Source organism: Streptomyces sp. NPDC093225 (assembly GCF_044753805.1).
Taxonomy (GTDB): Bacteria; Actinomycetota; Actinomycetes; order Streptomycetales; family Streptomycetaceae; genus Streptomyces.
Map to the genome: position 1 here is coordinate 141610 of NZ_JBIVNX010000004.1, position 16017 is coordinate 157626.

Below are 16017 nucleotides of genomic sequence, written 5' to 3' on the forward strand. Positions count from 1 at the left end.
GGTGGCCCAGACCCCGCCGCCCCCTGCGGCACCTCCGAAACCCACGTGGGACCCCGGCCAGCCCGAGGGTCCCTTCCCTTGGCTGCGGCCGACGATCCGGATACGGCTGACCCTGCTGTACGGCGGGATGTTCCTGATCGCCGGCATCCTGCTGCTGTCGATCATCTACCTGCTCGCGGCCCAGGCCGTGCACGGGGGCAGCTTCCCGCTGTTCAAGATCGTGGGGGGTCAGAAGATCGAGGTCACCAGCGCGACCTGCCCCGGAGTGGGCGGCGACCAGACCATCGACCAGTTCAACCAGGCCATCTCGGCCTGCATGGACCAGCAGAAGAAGCGGGTCCTGGACGACCTGCTGAGCCGCTCCCTGATGGCCCTGCTGGGCCTGAGCATCATCGCCTTCGCCTTCGGCTACGCCATGGCCGGACGGGTGCTCTCGCCGCTCGGCAAGATCACCCGGACCGCCCGGCGGGTGGTCGGCTCCGACCTGAGCCGGCGCATCGAGCTGGACGGCCCGGACGACGAGCTCAAGGAGCTCGCCGACACCTTCGACGAGATGCTCGACCGGCTGGAGCGGGCCTTCACGGCGCAGCAGCGGTTCGTCGGCAACGCCTCGCACGAGCTGCGCACGCCGCTGGCCATCAACCGGACGCTGCTCGAGGTCCACCTGTCGGACCCGGGTGCCCCGGTGGAGCTCCAGCAGCTGGGCAGGACGCTGCTGGCCACCAACGAGCGCAGCGAGCAGCTCGTGGAGGGCCTGCTGCTGCTCGCCCGCAGCGAGAACCAGATCGTCGAGCGCAAGCCCGTGGACCTGGCGGAGGTGGCCTCCCGGGCCATCGACCAGGCGCGCTCCGAGGCCGACGTCAAGGGCGTGGAGATCCGCGGCGAACGCGCCCTGGCGGTCGTCCAGGGCAACGGCGTCCTGCTGGAGCGGATCGCCCTGAACCTGGTCCAGAACGCCGTCCGGTACAACGTTCCGGAGGGCGGCTGGGTCGAGGTGACCACCGAGGCGCAGCACGGCCAGGCGGTGCTCGTGGTGTCGAACACGGGTCCCGTGGTTCCCGCGTACGAGATCGACAACCTCTTCGAACCCTTCCGGCGACTGCGCACCGAGCGTACGGGCAGCGACAAGGGCGTCGGCCTCGGGCTGTCCATCGCGCGCTCGGTGGCGCGGGCGCACGGTGGCCGGATCCATGCGGAGCCTCGGGAGGGCGGTGGCCTGGTGATGCGTGTCACGCTCCCCATCTGAGGGAGGGGTCGGTGTTCGCCGTGGGCGAAATCGGTGGGTCCGACCCGTGGCCGATTTATGTGTGATCGATCACATTGTGCCGTGCCGGGTCCTGTACGTTCAGTGACCCTCAGGGGGTCGGAAAGCCCGGGAAAGTCCGGGTTTCCGACCCCCCGAATGGCGGGAAATACACGGGGTGGCACCGATGCGGGGCGACCCCGGGACCGTGTACGGTCCGGCTCGACATCCAGGCCCGTCGCCTCTTCAGGGGCGCGGCTGGGTGTCGATTGAGTAACAGACCTTGATGTGAGGCAAAATCTCCGCCTCAGGTCGGGCACAAGTCCGGCCTCTCGCGCGTTACGTGCGCTGAGACACCGCAACCACCCAGAGGGGGAGAGCGAATATGGCAACGGACTACGACACCCCACGCAAGACCGACGACGACGTCGACAACGACAGCATCGAAGAGCTGAAGGCTCGGCGCAGCGACAAGTCCAGCTCGGCCATCGAGATGGACGACTTCGATGCCGCCGAGGGCATGGAGCTCCCGGGCGCGGACCTTTCCAACGAGGAGCTGGCAGTCCGCGTGCTGCCCAAGCAGGCGGACGAGTTCACCTGCATGAGCTGCTTCCTGGTCCACCACCGCAGCCAGCTGGCGCGCGAGAAGAACGGCCAGCCGATCTGCCGCGACTGCGACTGACCTCGCCGTGGCAGGCTCGACGCCGTCGCGGAAGCGCTTCCGCTTCCGCGGGCAGCAGGGTCCGGCGGAGGCGTACGAGGCAGACCCGGGTCCGGAGACGGATCCCCAGTCTTCCGTCGTGCCCTCCGCATCGCTCCCGGCCGGCGGTACGGCCGACGCGGAGCCCCGGCCCGCGACCGGGGCCCGTCGCCTGCGCGCGTCCGTCAAGGCCGCGACGTCCGCGGGCACGGCGAAGTCGGCCGGCTCGCTGACGTACGTCCGCAAAGGGGTCCGCAAGGGCGGAGCAGCGGCTCGCGCCGCCCTGGACTACCTCGCGGACCGCATCATCGAGATCGCCCCGCGCGTGCCCGTGCGCGACCTCGCGACGCTGCGCGCGCAGTATCCCGGGCTCGGCCCGGACCAGCTGGCCGACAAGCTGATCGCCGGTGCCGTGAACGCCACCTCCACGGTGGGTGCCGGGATCGGGGCGGCGGCCGCGCTGCCCACCCCGCCCGCCATGCCGTTCGAGCTCGCGGCCGAGATCACCGGGGTGGCCGCGATCGAGCTCAAGCTGGTCGCCGAACTGCACGAGGTCTACGGGCTGCGCCCGCCGGGCAACCTCGGGGCCCGCAGCATGTTCTACGTCGCGTCGTGGTCCGAGGAGCGCGGCATCGACGTCACCAAGCCGATCACGGTGAACGCCGCGCTGGGCGGACAGCTCAAGCGCGAGCTGCGCCAGCAGATCACGAAGCGGCTGGTGCGGAACCTTCCGAACCTGCTGCCCTTCATGGTCGGTGCGGCGGTCGGCGCCGTGATGAACCGGCGCGACACCAGGAAGCTCGCGGAGAAGGTGCGCGGAGATCTGCGGCGCCGTGCGGTGCCGTGGGAGGCCCTGACCCGGTTGCCGCCGCTCGACCGGCCCGCGGACGAGCTGCCGTGGGGGCACAACCCGCATGCGCTGGGGCCCGGCTCCGAGGGCTGACCACCCTCTTCCGGGACGCCGCCACCGGACCCCGCGCCGCGAACGCCCGCGGGGCCGGATCCGACCCTTGGGACCGTGACGACGCGGCAGCGCCGCCCCGGTGGTTGCCTCAGGCGCCTGCGCCGGCCGCCTTCAGGGCTGCTGCCAGGGCATGCGGTTCGCGCGTGGAGACGTAGACGTACGGGGTCGGGTCGGCCGGGTCGGTGACCTCGACGCGGAGCGCCGTGGGGACGTAGCCGCGCAGCAGCATGAAGGCGCGCGGGTCGGCCTTGTACGTGCGCCAGGCGCGGGCCTCCTCAGCGTCCAGCACCTCCGGATCGCCCAGCGCCGTCACCGGGATGCGGGCCTCGCCGGCCGCCAGGGCACCGCCCACCACGCGTACGCGCGCGGACCCGTACGAGCTCACCAGCGCCCCCGCCAGGGCCGTGCCGCCCACCAGGCCGCCCAGCAGCGCCGCCGTGCCCAGCGGGAGCAGCATCAGGGCGCATGCGAGGCCGACCATGACGGCGATCACCCACCAGGAACGGGGGGCCGTCAGGCGTTCGTCGTGCGAGGAGGCGGAGAGCTGCATGGTTCCTAGCTTGGCACGGGGCGACCGGCGGGTAGCCGCGCGGGTAAGGTCTGCGCCTGTGAGTGGACGAAACACAGCCCTGACGCCCCCGGCCGACGCCGTCGCGCCGGTGCGGCACCCTGACGCGCCCGCCCCCGGCGAGCTCCTCGGTGCCCACTACGACCACTGTTTCGGCTGTGGCGGGGGCCAGCCCCACGGGCTGCACCTGCAGGCCCGGGCCGGGCAGGGCGTACGGGTCACCGCCGAGTTCACCGTCAGGCCCGCCCACCAGGGCGCCCCCGGCCTCGCGCACGGCGGCGTGCTGGCCACGGCCCTCGACGACACGCTGGGCTCCCTGAACTGGCTGCTGCGCGTCATCGCCGTGACCGGGCGACTGGAGACCGACTTCGTCCGGCCGGTGCCGGTGGACACCGTCCTCCACCTCGAGGCAGAGGTCACGGCGGTCGCGGGGCGGAAGATCTACTCCACGGCGGTCGGCCGGATAGGCGGCCCGGAGGGCCCGGTGGCCGTCCGCGCCGACGCGCTCTTCATCGAGGTCAAGGTCGACCACTTCATCGAGAACGGTCGGCCCGAGGAGATCCGGGCGGCCATGTCCGACCCGGACCAGGTCAGGCGCGCCCGCGCCTTCGAGGTGAACCCCTGATGTCCCAGAACCACGCCCCGGTCGACGTCCTGATCAGGCGCGTCGACCCCGAGGTGCCCCTCCCCGCGTACGGTCACCCCGGCGACGCCGGCTGCGACCTCGTCACCACCGAGGCCGCCGAGCTGGCCCCCGGCGAGCGCGCCGTGCTGCCCACCGGCGTCGCGATCGCCCTGCCGGACGGGTACGCCGCGTTCGTGCACCCCCGCTCGGGCCTGGCGGCCCGCTGCGGGCTCGCCCTCGTGAATGCCCCGGGGACGGTGGATGCCGGGTACCGTGGGGAGATCAAGGTGATTGTGGTGAACCTCGACCCGCGTGAACCCGTGCGGTTCGAGCGTTTCGACCGCATTGCCCAACTGGTCGTCCAGCGGGTCGAGAAGGTGCGCTTCCACGAGGTGGCGGAACTTCCCGGCTCGGCACGTGCCGAGGGGGGATTCGGGTCGACCGGCGGTCATGCCGCCGTGGCCGGATCCGGCGCTGGGCAGCAGGGTGGGAATGGCTACGCTTCGGTCGTATCCGACCGGGAAGGACAGTGACGTGTTCGGACGTCGCAAGAAGAGCAGCGCCGCCGAGAGTGTGGCGGGCGAGGCCGAGCAGGTCGTCGACGGCGTCGACCAGGACGCCGATGAGCTCGGCGGGCTCGCCACGGGCGAGCAGCGCCGGGTGAACCTGCCGCCGGCCCCGCGGCCGGACGGCCCCTGGGACATCAGTGAGGTCGGCTCGCCCGCCGAGGGCCGGGTCGACCTGGGCGGCATCTTCGTGCCCGGTGTCGAGGGCATGGAGCTCCGCGTGGAGGTCGCCGGCGACGCGATCGTCGCCGCGACGGTCGTGCTGCGGGACAGCGCGATCCAGCTGCAGGGCTTCGCCGCCCCCAAGAAGGAGGGCATCTGGGGCGAGGTCCGCGAGGAGATCGCCACCGGCATCACGCAGCAGGGCGGCATCGTCGACGAGGTCGAGGGCCCGCTGGGCTGGGAGCTGCGCGCGCAGGTCCCCGTACAGCTGCCCAACGGCGCCAGCGGCGCCCAGCTCGTGCGCTTCGTTGGTGTCGACGGGCCGCGCTGGTTCCTGCGCGGTGTGATCTCCGGGCAGGGCGCGGTGCAGCCCGAGGCCGCCGGCCTGCTGGAGCAGATCTTCCGTGACACGGTCGTCGTGCGCGGCGAGGGTCCGATGGCCCCCCGCGACCCGATCGTCCTGAAGCTGCCGAACGACGCGCAGATGGTGCCGGACGGCGTGCAGACCGAGGACCAGGAGAACTCCCGGTTCTCGGGCGGCATGGGGCAGCTGGAGCGGGGGCCGGAGGTCACCGAGATCCGCTGACCGCGATTGGTTTCCCTGGTGGGCCGTACTCCTTCGTTCGGAGTACGGCCCATCGGGTTTCGTGCGGTCGGGTTCGGTGCGGAGTTCGGTGCGGAGTTGGGCGCGGACTTCGGTGCGGGCCGCCGGTGGGTTGCGGTGGGTGCTCGTGGGGCCGTCCCGTGGTGTGTGGGTCCCCTCGGCGCTTGACTTGGCATGGCCTGCAGGCCCTGCGGCAGGCCCACCTCGGAGGCTTCGGGGCTTCGCCCTGGCCTTCGGCCACCTCCGACCCGGGCCTGCCTCCGGACCAGCCTGCCATGCCAAGTCAAGCGCCTCCCCCACACACCACGGGACGGCACTCCCTGTGTTCGGCATGCCGGATCTCCTGGGCCCCGTCCGCGTCAAGGAAGTGTCAAGGCGCAGGTCCCGGGCGTATGGGAGGCGTCAAGAGTGGCGGGCGGGTGTGCGCATCCGGGGTTTGCTCGGAGGGGTCGGAATGCGGCCGACGCCGACCCGGTGAGCGGTGGCCCGGTCACGGTGCGCACACGGACGTGGAAGACAATGGGGACATGGCACGCGGCAAGCTACGGATCTACCTCGGCGCGGCCCCCGGCGTGGGCAAGACCTTCGCGATGCTGTCCGAGGGCCACCGGCGCCAGGAGCGGGGTACCGACGTCGTCGTCGGGTACGTCGAGCACCACGGCCGGCAGCGCACCGAAGTCCTCCTGCACGGCCTGGAGCAGCTCCGGCGCCATGAGCTGGAGTACCGCGGCGCGGCGTTCGCCGAGATGGACGTGGACGCCGTACTGGCCCGGCGGCCGGCGGTCGCGCTGGTGGACGAGCTCGCGCACACCAACGTGCCCGGCTCGCGCAACACCAAGCGCTGGCAGGACGTCGAGGAGCTCCTGCGGGCCGGCATCGACGTCGTCACCACGGTCAACATCCAGCACCTGGAGTCGCTCGGCGACGTCGTCGAGTCCATCACGGGGGTGCGGCAGCGCGAGACCGTGCCGGACGAGGTGGTGCGGCGGGCGGACCAGATCGAACTGGTCGACATGTCGCCGCAGGCGCTGCGCCGCCGCATGGCCCACGGCAACGTCTACCGGTCCGACAAGGTCGACGCGGCGCTGTCCAACTACTTCCGCCCCGGGAACTTGACCGCGCTGCGCGAGCTCGCTCTGCTGTGGGTGGCCGACCGGGTCGACGAGTACCTCCAGCAGTACCGGGGCGAGCACGACATCCGCTCCACCTGGCAGGCCCGCGAGCGGATCGTCGTGGGGCTGACCGGCGGGCCGGAGGGCCGCACGCTCATCCGGCGCGCCGCCCGGCTGGCCGAGAAGGGGGCCGGCGGGGAGGTGCTCGCCGTGTACGTGGCCCGCGGCGACGGGCTCACCGCCGCCTCGCCCAAGGAGCTGGCCGTCCAGCGCACCCTGGTCGAGGACCTCGGAGGAACGTTTCACCATGTCGTGGGCGACGACGTCCCCGACGCGCTGCTGGAGTTCGCCCGCGGTGTCAACGCCACGCAGATAGTCCTCGGCGTCAGCCGCAGGAAGCCCTGGCAGTACGTCTTCGGCCCCGGCGTGAGCGCCACCGTGGCCCGCGAGTCGGGGCCGGACCTCGACGTGCACCTCGTCACCCACGACGCCATGGCCAAGGGCCGCGGCCTGCCGGCCGCCCGCACCGCCCGGCTGGGGCGCGCCCGGATCGTCGCCGGCTGGTGCGTGGGCGTGGCCCTGCCCGTGTTGCTCGCGCTGCTGCTCACCCGGATCGAGACCGAGCTCGGCCTCGCCAACGACATGCTGCTCTTCCTGGCCCTGACCGTGGCCGCGGCCCTGCTCGGCGGGCTGGCACCGGCGCTGGCCTCGGCGGCCGTCTGCTCGCTGCTGCTCAACTGGTTCTTCACCCCGCCGGTGCACCGGCTGACCGTCGCCGACCCGAAGAACATCGTCGCCATCGCGGTCTTCTTCGCGGTGGCCGTCTCGGTGGCCTCCGTGGTCGACCTGGCCGCCCGGCGCACCCACCAGGCGGCCCGGCTGCGCGCCGAGTCCGAGATCCTCTCGTTCCTCGCCGGCAGCGTGCTGCGCGGCGAGACCACCCTGGACGCCCTGCTGGAGCGGGTCCGGGAGACCTTCGGCATGGAGTCCGTCGCCCTGCTGGAGCGGGCCGACGAGACGGACCCCTGGACCCGGGCCAGCAGCGTCGGGCCCGCCCCCGCGACCCGGCCCGAGGACGCCGACGCCGACATGCCCGTCGGCGACCACCTGGCCCTCGCCCTGACCGGCCGCGTGCTGCCCGCCGAGGACCGGCGCGTGCTCGGCGCCTTCGCCGCCCAGGCCGCGGTCGTCCTGGACCGCAGCAGGCTGCTGGACGAGGCCGCGAAGGCCCGTGAGCTGGAGGAGGTGGGCCGGATCCGCACCGCGCTGCTCGCGGCCGTCAGCCACGACCTGCGCACCCCGCTCGCCGGCATCAAGGCGTCGGTGTCCTCGCTGCGCTCCGACGACGTCGAGTGGTCCGAGGAGGACCGGGCCGAGCTCCTCGAGGGCATCGAGGACGGTGCGGACCGCCTCGGGCACCTGATCGGCAACCTCCTGGACATGTCCCGCCTCAACACCGGCACGGTCACCCCGCTGATCCGCGAGACCGACCTCGACGAGGTGGTCCCGATGGCCCTGGGCGGCGTACCCGAGGGCAGCATCGAGCTGGACGTCCCCGAGACCCTGCCCATGGTGGCGGTGGACCCGGGGCTGCTGGAGCGGGCGGTGGCCAACGTCGTCGAGAACGCCGTCAAGTACAGCCCCGCAGGGCAGCCCGTGCACGTCGCGGCCAGCGTGCTCGGCGACCGGGTGGAGGTGCGCGTGGCCGATCGCGGGCCCGGCGTCCCCGAGGAGGCGCGCGAGCGGATCTTCGAGCCCTTCCAGCGGTACGGGGACGCCCCGCGCGGGGCCGGGGTCGGCCTCGGGCTGGCCGTCGCCCGCGGGTTCACCGAGGCCGTCGGCGGCACGCTCACGGCCGAGGACACCCCGGGCGGCGGGCTGACCATGGTGCTGTCGCTGCCCGCCGCCGGCGGCACGCGGGCGCCCGCGCCGTACGTGACGTCCGAGGCCGCCACGACGGCCGTGCCCGGTTCCGGGCCGGCCGTCGCCGCCCGCAACGCCGCCGGAGCCGCGACCGCGGCCCGGTCCGCCGAGATCCGACAGGAAGCAGGTCCCCGATGACGCGGGTGCTCGTGGTGGACGACGAGCCGCAGATCGTCCGCGCGCTCGTGATCAACCTCAAGGCGCGCAAGTACGAGGTCGACGCGGCCGCCGACGGGGCCGGCGCCCTGGAGCTGGCCGCCGCGCGCCACCCCGACGTGGTCGTCCTCGACCTCGGCCTGCCGGACATGGACGGGGTCGAGGTGATCAAGGGCCTGCGGGGCTGGACCCGGGTGCCGATCCTGGTCCTGTCCGCCCGGCACAGCTCCGACGAGAAGGTCGAGGCGCTCGACGCGGGGGCCGACGACTACGTCACCAAGCCCTTCGGCATGGACGAGCTGCTGGCCCGGCTGCGGGCCGCCGTGCGCCGCGCCGAGCCGGTGGCCGGGTCGGGGGAGGACGAGGTGCTCGTGGAGACCGCGGGCTTCACGGTCGACCTGGCCGCCAAGAAGGCCGTCCGGGACGGCCGGGACGTACGGCTGACCCCCACCGAGTGGCACCTGCTGGAGGTGCTGGTCCGCAACAGCGGCCGGCTGGTCAGCCAGAAACAGCTCCTCCAGGAGGTCTGGGGGCCCTCCTACGGCACGGAGACGAACTACCTGAGGGTCTACATGGCCCAGCTCCGCCGGAAGCTGGAGACGGACCCCTCGCACCCGCGGCACTTCATCACCGAGCCGGGCATGGGGTACCGCTTCGAGCGGTGAGCCGTCCCCGGCCTCTCCGGCCTCCCCGCCGAACGGGTGACGGGATAGCGCTTCGGGTGCCGGCCACCGCGCCGGTAGTCTTCCTATATGAGTGCTGTACCTCGTTCCGAGAAGCCCGCCAAACCCGCGGGGCGGTTCCGCCGGATGATCGAGCGGCTGTCCACCTCGCAGGAGGAGCTGCACTCCGCGGAGCTCCAGGAGGACGCGGAGGCCGCGGGGTGCACCCGAATCGGTGACTGCCACGACCGCCAGATCGTCAAGGTGACTGGTACCTTGCGCACGGTCACCCTGCGACCGCGGGCCGGTGTCCCGGCCCTGGAGGCGGAGCTGTTCGACGGCTCGGCCGCGCTGGACGTGGTCTGGTTGGGCCGGCGCTCCATCGTGGGCATCGAGCCGGGCCGCAAGCTGATCGCCTCCGGGCGGATCGCCATGAGCCACGGCCGCCGGGTGCTGTTCAACCCGAAGTACGAACTCCGACCGCTCGGACAGGAGCACTAGCCGGTGACGTCACTCGACAAGAAGGGCCCCGAGGCGGGCCTCCAGGGGCCCGCGGCGGGCCAGGCGGCCGGGGAGGAACACGACTCCCGGGCCGTGACCCAGGCCGCGCTCTTCGACGCCTTCGGCGGCGTCCGCGGCACGCTGGAGACCATGCTCCCCGGCCTGCTCTTCGTCGGGATCTTCACGTTCACCAAGGACCTGAAGATGTCCGCGATCGCGGCCTCGGCGGTGGCGGTCCTGCTGGTCGTCGTGCGGCTGGCCCGCAAGGACACCGTCAAGCACGCGTTCAGCGGCGTCTTCGGCGTCGGCGTCGGCGTGGCCTTCGCGATGTTCACGGGCAACGCCAAGGACTTCTACCTGCCGGGCATGATCTACGGCGCCGGCCTGGGCGTCGCCTTCACGCTCTCCGCCCTGGTGGGCTTCCCGCTGCTCGGCGTCGTGCTCGGGCCGATCTTCCGCGAGAACCTCTCCTGGCGGACCCGGAACCCCGGGCGCAAGGCCGCGTACACCAAGGCCAGCCTGGCCTGGGGCCTGATCTTCCTCGCCAAGTACGCGATCATCTTCCCGCTGTACTGGTGGGGGGACACCGCGCAGCTGGGATGGGTGCTGATCGCCCTGAAGCTCCCGCCGATGGTGCTGGCGGTCTACTTCACGTGGGTGTTCCTGGCCAAGGCGCCGCCGCCGATCGACGTCTTCGCCGAGATGGAGGCGGAGGAGCGGGCCGAGGAGGAGCGCAAGGCCGCCGGGCAGGCGGCCGCGCGGCACCGCAGGGTCTGAACCCGGCGGCGCGGGGCGCGGTCCCGGTGGCCCGGTGACCGTGCCGCTGCCGGCCCCGGACGTCCGTCCGTACGTACGCCGAGGCCCCCGGAACCGACTCGGTTCCGGGGGCCTCGGCGTACGTTCCGGGGGCCGTGGGCCCGGCTCAGCCCTGGGCGCCCGCGGGGCGCTCCGCGTTCAGCAGCTCCTCGAGCTGGGTCTCGCGGGCCTGGGCGGCCACGAACAGCAGCTCGTCGCCCGCCTCCAGGGTCTCCTCCGGGTGCGGGGTGAGCACCCGGTTGCCGCGGATGATCGTCACCAGGGACGTGTCCTGCGGCCAGTTGATCTCGCTGATGCGGGTGCCGGCCATCGGGGACTCCGGCGGCAGGGTCAGCTCGACCAGGTTGGCGTCGCCGTGGCTGAAGCGCAGCAGGCGGACCAGGTCGCCGACGCTCACGGCCTCCTCGACGAGGGCCGACATCAGGCGCGGGGTGGAGACGGCGACGTCGACGCCCCAGGACTCGTTGAAGAGCCACTCGTTCTTGGGGTTGTTCACGCGGGCCACCACGCGGGGCACCCCGTACTCGGTCTTGGCCAGCAGCGAGACGACCAGGTTGACCTTGTCGTCACCGGTGGCCGCGATGACCACGTTGCAGCGCTGCAGCGCGGCCTCGTCCAGCGACGTGATCTCGCAGGCGTCGGCCAGCAGCCACTCGGCCTGCGGCACCCGCTCCACCGAGATGGCGGTGGGCGCCTTGTCGACGAGCAGCACCTCGTGCCCGTTCTCCAGCAGCTCGCCCGCGATGGAGCGGCCGACAGCGCCGGCCCCGGCGATCGCGACCCTCATGCGTGTGCCTCCTCGGGACCCTGCGCGAACGCGGCTTCGACCTTCTCGATCTCGTCCGTGCGCATCATCACGTGGACGAGGTCACCCTCCTGCAGCACCGTCTGCGAGGTCGGCAGCATCGCCTCGCCCAGACGGGTGAGGAAGGCGACCCGGACGCCCGTCTCCTCCTGCAGCGTGCTGATCTTGTGGCCGATCCAGGCCGCGGAGGTGTGCACCTCGGCGAGCTGGACGCCGCCGCTCGGGTCGCGCCACAGCGGCTCGGCGCCCGAGGGCAGCAGGCGGCGCAGCATCTGGTCGGCGGTCCAGCGGACGGTGGCCACGGTCGGGATGCCCAGCCGCTGGTAGACCTCGGCGCGCCGGGGGTCGTAGATGCGGGCCGCGACGTTCTCGACGCCGAACATCTCGCGGGCCACGCGGGCCGCGATGATGTTGGAATTGTCACCACTGCTGACCGCCGCGAAGGCGCCCGCTTCCTCGATGCCGGCCTCGCGCAGGGTGTCCTGGTCGAAGCCCACGCCGGTCACGCGACGGCCGCCGAAGCCCGATCCCAGCCGGCGGAACGCGGTGGGGTCCTGGTCGATGACCGCGACCGTGTGCCCCTGCTGTTCCAGGGTCTGCGCGAGGGCGGAGCCCACTCTGCCGCAGCCCATAATGACGATGTGCACGGCCGTCCTTCCGGCTGTCTGTAGGTTTCGGACCGGTGCGGGACCGGTGCCGGACCCGGGTGGTCCGTCGGTCCCTCGGTGATCCTCTGGCTTCACAGGGTCTCAGACCGTGGCCCAAGCTACACACGCGCGGTCACCAGTGTGACTCTTTGTGCCGCTCCGATGGGTATTTGGGGCGGGGTTTGGGGTGGCGTTCGCACACTGGTTGGCCAGGGCTCTTTTCGAACCCTTAACATCCTCTGTCGTGTCCAAACTGACCGACGTGCCCAAACGGATCCTGATCGGCCGGGCGCTGCGCAGCGACCGCCTCGGCGAAACGCTCCTGCCGAAGCGCATCGCGCTGCCCGTCTTCGCGTCCGACCCCCTCTCGTCCGTGGCATATGCCCCTGGCGAAGTACTTCTCGTACTTTCGATCGCGGGTGTGTCGGCGTACAACTACAGCCCCTGGATCGCCCTCGCGGTCGTCGTGCTGATGTTCACCGTCGTGGCCTCGTACCGACAGAACGTCCACGCGTACCCCAGCGGCGGCGGCGACTACGAGGTCGCCAACACCAACCTGGGGCCCAAGGCCGGACTGACGGTCGCCAGCGCCCTGCTCGTCGACTACGTGCTCACCGTCGCCGTCTCGATCTCCTCCGGAGTCGAGAACCTCGGCTCGGCGGTGGATTTCGTGATCGAGCACAAGGTGCTCAGCGCCATGATCATGATTTTGCTGCTGACGCTGATGAACCTGCGCGGCGTGAAGGAGTCCGGAAACCTCTTCGCGATTCCGACGTACGTGTTCGTCGCCGGCGTCTTCATCATGATCGCCTGGGGCGCGTGGCGCGGCCTCGTCCTCGGCGACACGATGAAGGCCCCGACGGCCGACTTCACGATCAAGGCCGAACACGAGGGCCTCGCCGGATTCGCGCTCGTCTTCCTGCTGCTGCGCGCCTTCTCCTCCGGCTGTGCCGCCCTGACCGGTGTCGAGGCCATCAGCAACGGCGTCCCCGCCTTCCGCAAGCCCAAGTCGAAGAACGCCGCCACGACGCTCGCCCTCATGGGCGGCCTGGCCGTGACCATGTTCTGCGGCATCATCGCCCTCGCCATGGCCACCGACGTGCGCATGGCCGAGAAGCCCGCCGAGGACCTGCTCCACAACGGCGTCCCGGTCGGCCCCGCCTACGTGCAGAACCCGGTCATCTCGCAGGTCGCCGAGGCCGTCTTCGGCAACGGCAGCTTCTTCTTCATCCTGCTCGCCGCCGCCACCGCCCTCGTGCTGTTCCTCGCGGCGAACACGGCGTACAACGGCTTCCCGCTGCTCGGCTCGATCCTCGCCCAGGACCGCTACCTGCCGCGCCAGCTGCACACCCGCGGCGACCGGCTCGCCTTCTCGAACGGCATCGTGCTGCTGGCCGGCGCCGCCGCCCTGCTGGTGTGGATCTACGACGCCGACTCGACGCGGCTGATCCAGCTCTACATCGTCGGCGTCTTCGTGTCCTTCACGCTCAGCCAGATCGGCATGGTCCGGCACTGGAACCGGCACCTGCGCAGCGAGCGCGACACCGCCAAGCGCCGCCACATGATCCGCTCCCGCGCGATCAACACCTTCGGCGCCTTCTTCACCGGCCTCGTGCTGGTGGTCGTCCTGGCCACCAAGTTCACGCACGGCGCCTGGGTGGCCCTGCTCGGCATGCTGATCTTCTACGTGACGATGAGCGCCATCCGGCGCCACTACGACAACGTCGCCGAGGAGATCGCCGCCGCGGAGGAGCGCCCCGACGAGTACGTGCGCCCCTCGCGCGTGCGCTCCGTCGTCCTGGTCTCCAAGCTGCACAAGCCCACCCTGCGGGCCCTGGCGTACGCCAAGCTGCTGCACGCCAACCAGCTCGAGGCGCTCAGCGTCAGCGTCGACCCGGCCGAGACCAAGGCCCTCAAGGCCGAGTGGGAGCGGCGCGGCATCGACGTACCGCTGAAGATCCTCGACTCGCCGTACCGCGAGGTGACCCGACCGGTCATCGAGTACATCAAGGGACTGCGGTCGGAGAACCCGCGCGACGCGGTCAGCGTGTACATCCCGGAGTACGTCGTCGGGCACTGGTACGAGCACCTGCTGCACAACCAGAGCGCGCTGCGGCTCAAGGGCCGGCTCCTCTTCACGCCCGGCGTGATGGTCACGTCCGTGCCGTACCAGCTGGCCTCCTCCGAGGCGGCCCGCAAGCGGGCACGCAAGCGCGCGGAGTGGAACGCGCCGGGCGCCGTGCGGCGCGGACCGGTGGACACGCGCAAGAAGGAGTCCGCGGGGAAGCAGTAGCGCCACCGCACTCGGTTCCTACCAGGGACGCGACCCGACGTACACTGACGGGTCGCGTCCCGCGCGTTCGAAGCCACCCAGCACTTGGAGCCGTCCCCACCATGCAGAACCAGAACCAGCCGCAGGCCGGGGACGAGAAGAGCGCCTCCCTGATCGGGACGCAGTACGAGGTCGAGGTCGGGCCGGTCGCCCACGGCGGCCACTGCATCGCCCGCACCGCCGACGGCCGGGTCCTGTTCGTCCGCCACGCCCTGCCGGGCGAGCGCGTGGTCGCCACCGTGACCGAGGGCGAGGAGGACTCCCGCTTCCTGCGCGCGGACGCCACCGAGGTCCTCACCGCCTCCAAGGACCGGGTCGAGGCCCCCTGTCCGTTCGCCGGCCCCGGCAAGTGCGGCGGCTGCGACTGGCAGCACGCCAAGCCGGGCGCCCAGCGCCGGCTCAAGGGCGAGGTGCTCACCGAGCAGCTCCAGCGGCTGGCCGGGCTCACCCCCGAGGAGGCCGGCTGGGACGGCACCGTGATGCCGGCCGAGGGCGACAAGCTCCCGGCGGGCGAGGTCCCCCAGTGGCGCACCCGCGTCCAGTACGCGGTGGACGCCGACGGCCACGCGGGCCTGCGCAAGCACCGCTCGCACGAGGTCGAGGTGATCGACCGCTGCCTGATCGCGGCTCCCGGCGTCACCGAGCTCGGCATCGAGAAGCGCACCTGGCCGGACATGGCCACGGTCGAGGCCATCGCCGCCAGCGGCTCGCAGGACCGCCAGGTCGTCCTGACCCCCCGCCCCGGCGGCCGCCTCCCCCTCGTCGAGCTCGACAAGCCCGTCTCCGTCCTCCGCGTCGAGGAGAAGGACGGCGGCGTCCACCGCGTCCACGGCCGCCCCTTCGTGCGCGAGCGCTCCGACGGCCGCACCTACCGCGTCGGCATGGGCGGCTTCTGGCAGGTCCACCCGCAGGCCGCCGACACCCTCGTGCGCGCCGTCATGCAGGGCCTGATGCCCCGCAAGGGCGAGATGGCCCTCGACCTGTACTGCGGCGTGGGCATCTTCGCGGGCGCCCTCGCCGAGCGCCTCGGCGAGACCGGCGCGGTCCTCGGCATCGAGTCCGGCAAGCGCGCCGTCGAGGACGCCCGCCACAACCTCGCCGACTTCCCGCGGGTCCGCATCGAGCAGGGCAAGGTCGAGCAGGTCCTGCCCCGCACCCGGATCACCGAGTGCGACCTGATCGTCCTCGACCCGCCGCGCGCCGGCGCCGGCAAGGCCACCGTCCGCCACCTCGCCTCCCTCGGCGCCCGCCGCATCGCCTACGTGGCCTGCGACCCGGCCGCCCTGGCCCGCGACCTCGCCTACTTCCGCGACGCCGGCTACAAGCCGCGCACGCTGCGCGCCTTCGACCTCTTCCCGATGACGCACCACGTGGAGTGCGTGGCGATCCTGGAGCCCGTCCGCGAGGAGGACTGACCTGCGGGCCCGTCGGGGGCCTGTCGCTCGCTCGACGTGTTTCCCCCTGCAGAACGCCCGCGAGCGACACCCTCCGGGACTTCGGGGCCCGGACTGCTCAAGTCGGAACTGTCGGCTCGGCTCGGACCGTTCTCGCTTCGGAAGCCCCGGGGTGGCGCGGCCGCGGACCTCGCCGGGCCGGCCCGCCTTGCGGAGACGTGCGATGAGAATCGGCCA

General features: G+C 72.1%; 15 protein-coding genes. 12 read left to right on the forward strand and 3 right to left on the reverse strand.

The features are described 5' to 3' along the window. The first annotated feature begins 1 nt into the window (after position 1). The 3 genes from ACIQCH_RS06335 (at position 2) to ACIQCH_RS06345 (ending at position 2886) form a co-directional block, all read left to right on the forward strand. Positions 2–1246: a sensor histidine kinase gene (locus ACIQCH_RS06335; RefSeq protein WP_402578504.1), complete on the forward strand. Its 1245-nt coding sequence runs from the start codon at positions 2–4 to the stop codon at positions 1244–1246. A gap of 382 nt (positions 1247–1628) precedes the next feature. Continuing rightward, the gene (locus ACIQCH_RS06340) at positions 1629–1925 is read left to right on the forward strand and encodes a DUF4193 domain-containing protein (protein WP_030206121.1); all 297 of its coding nucleotides are present in this window, start codon (positions 1629–1631) and stop codon (positions 1923–1925) included. A 7-nt stretch (positions 1926–1932) separates the two neighbouring features. Next, on the forward strand, positions 1933–2886 hold the full coding sequence (locus ACIQCH_RS06345; RefSeq protein ID WP_402578507.1) for a hypothetical protein: 954 nt from the start codon (positions 1933–1935) through the stop codon (positions 2884–2886). 109 nt (positions 2887–2995) lie between these two features. On the opposite strand, the gene ACIQCH_RS06350 is transcribed toward ACIQCH_RS06345, so the two are convergent. Then, positions 2996–3457 carry a DUF3093 domain-containing protein gene (locus tag ACIQCH_RS06350; protein WP_402578509.1) on the reverse strand — a complete coding sequence of 154 codons (462 nt, stop codon included), beginning with the start codon at positions 3455–3457 and terminating at the stop codon, positions 2996–2998. A gap of 58 nt (positions 3458–3515) precedes the next feature. Here ACIQCH_RS06350 and ACIQCH_RS06355 point away from each other — a divergent pair, with 58 nt between their 5' ends. From ACIQCH_RS06355 to ACIQCH_RS06385, 7 genes are all read left to right on the forward strand, one after another. Beyond that, entirely contained in the window at positions 3516–4100 is a 585-nt protein-coding gene (locus tag ACIQCH_RS06355) for a PaaI family thioesterase (RefSeq protein WP_402578511.1), read from the forward strand. Next, positions 4100–4633, forward strand: a complete 534-nt coding sequence (gene dut / locus ACIQCH_RS06360; RefSeq protein WP_030206143.1) for a dUTP diphosphatase — start codon at positions 4100–4102, stop codon at positions 4631–4633. The genes ACIQCH_RS06355 and dut overlap by 1 nt, the downstream gene beginning before the upstream one ends. A gap of 1 nt (position 4634) precedes the next feature. Continuing rightward, on the forward strand, positions 4635–5414 hold the full coding sequence (locus ACIQCH_RS06365; RefSeq protein WP_402578513.1) for a DUF3710 domain-containing protein: 780 nt from the start codon (positions 4635–4637) through the stop codon (positions 5412–5414). Positions 5415–5959: 545 nt separating this feature from the next. Continuing rightward, a complete protein-coding gene (locus ACIQCH_RS06370) occupies positions 5960–8605 on the forward strand; it encodes an ATP-binding protein (protein WP_402578515.1) in 2646 nt (881 codons plus the stop codon). Then, positions 8602–9288 carry a response regulator gene (locus tag ACIQCH_RS06375; RefSeq protein WP_402578517.1) on the forward strand — a complete coding sequence of 229 codons (687 nt, stop codon included), beginning with the start codon at positions 8602–8604 and terminating at the stop codon, positions 9286–9288. The genes ACIQCH_RS06370 and ACIQCH_RS06375 overlap by 4 nt, the downstream gene beginning before the upstream one ends. Positions 9289–9375: 87 nt before the next feature. Next, positions 9376–9786 carry an OB-fold nucleic acid binding domain-containing protein gene (locus tag ACIQCH_RS06380; protein WP_078910493.1) on the forward strand — a complete coding sequence of 137 codons (411 nt, stop codon included), beginning with the start codon at positions 9376–9378 and terminating at the stop codon, positions 9784–9786. 3 nt (positions 9787–9789) lie between these two features. Next, on the forward strand, positions 9790–10563 hold the full coding sequence (locus ACIQCH_RS06385) for a DUF3159 domain-containing protein (protein ID WP_402578520.1): 774 nt from the start codon (positions 9790–9792) through the stop codon (positions 10561–10563). A 145-nt stretch (positions 10564–10708) separates the two neighbouring features. On the opposite strand, the gene ACIQCH_RS06390 is transcribed toward ACIQCH_RS06385, so the two are convergent. Both ACIQCH_RS06390 and ACIQCH_RS06395 read right to left on the reverse strand, forming a co-directional pair. Continuing rightward, positions 10709–11389, reverse strand: coding sequence for a potassium channel family protein (locus ACIQCH_RS06390; protein WP_402578522.1), 681 nt, complete (start codon positions 11387–11389; stop codon positions 10709–10711). Further along, a complete protein-coding gene (locus tag ACIQCH_RS06395) occupies positions 11386–12054 on the reverse strand; it encodes a potassium channel family protein (protein WP_402578524.1) in 669 nt (222 codons plus the stop codon). Before ACIQCH_RS06395 ends, ACIQCH_RS06390 begins: the two co-directional genes overlap by 4 nt. Positions 12055–12298: 244 nt before the next feature. On the opposite strand from ACIQCH_RS06395, the gene ACIQCH_RS06400 reads away from it, so the two are divergent. After that, positions 12299–14347, forward strand: a complete 2049-nt coding sequence (locus tag ACIQCH_RS06400; protein WP_402578526.1) for an APC family permease — start codon at positions 12299–12301, stop codon at positions 14345–14347. Positions 14348–14448: 101 nt separating this feature from the next. Then, entirely contained in the window at positions 14449–15801 is a 1353-nt protein-coding gene (locus ACIQCH_RS06405) for a class I SAM-dependent RNA methyltransferase (protein WP_402578528.1), read from the forward strand. Positions 15802–16017: the final 216 nt, after the last annotated feature.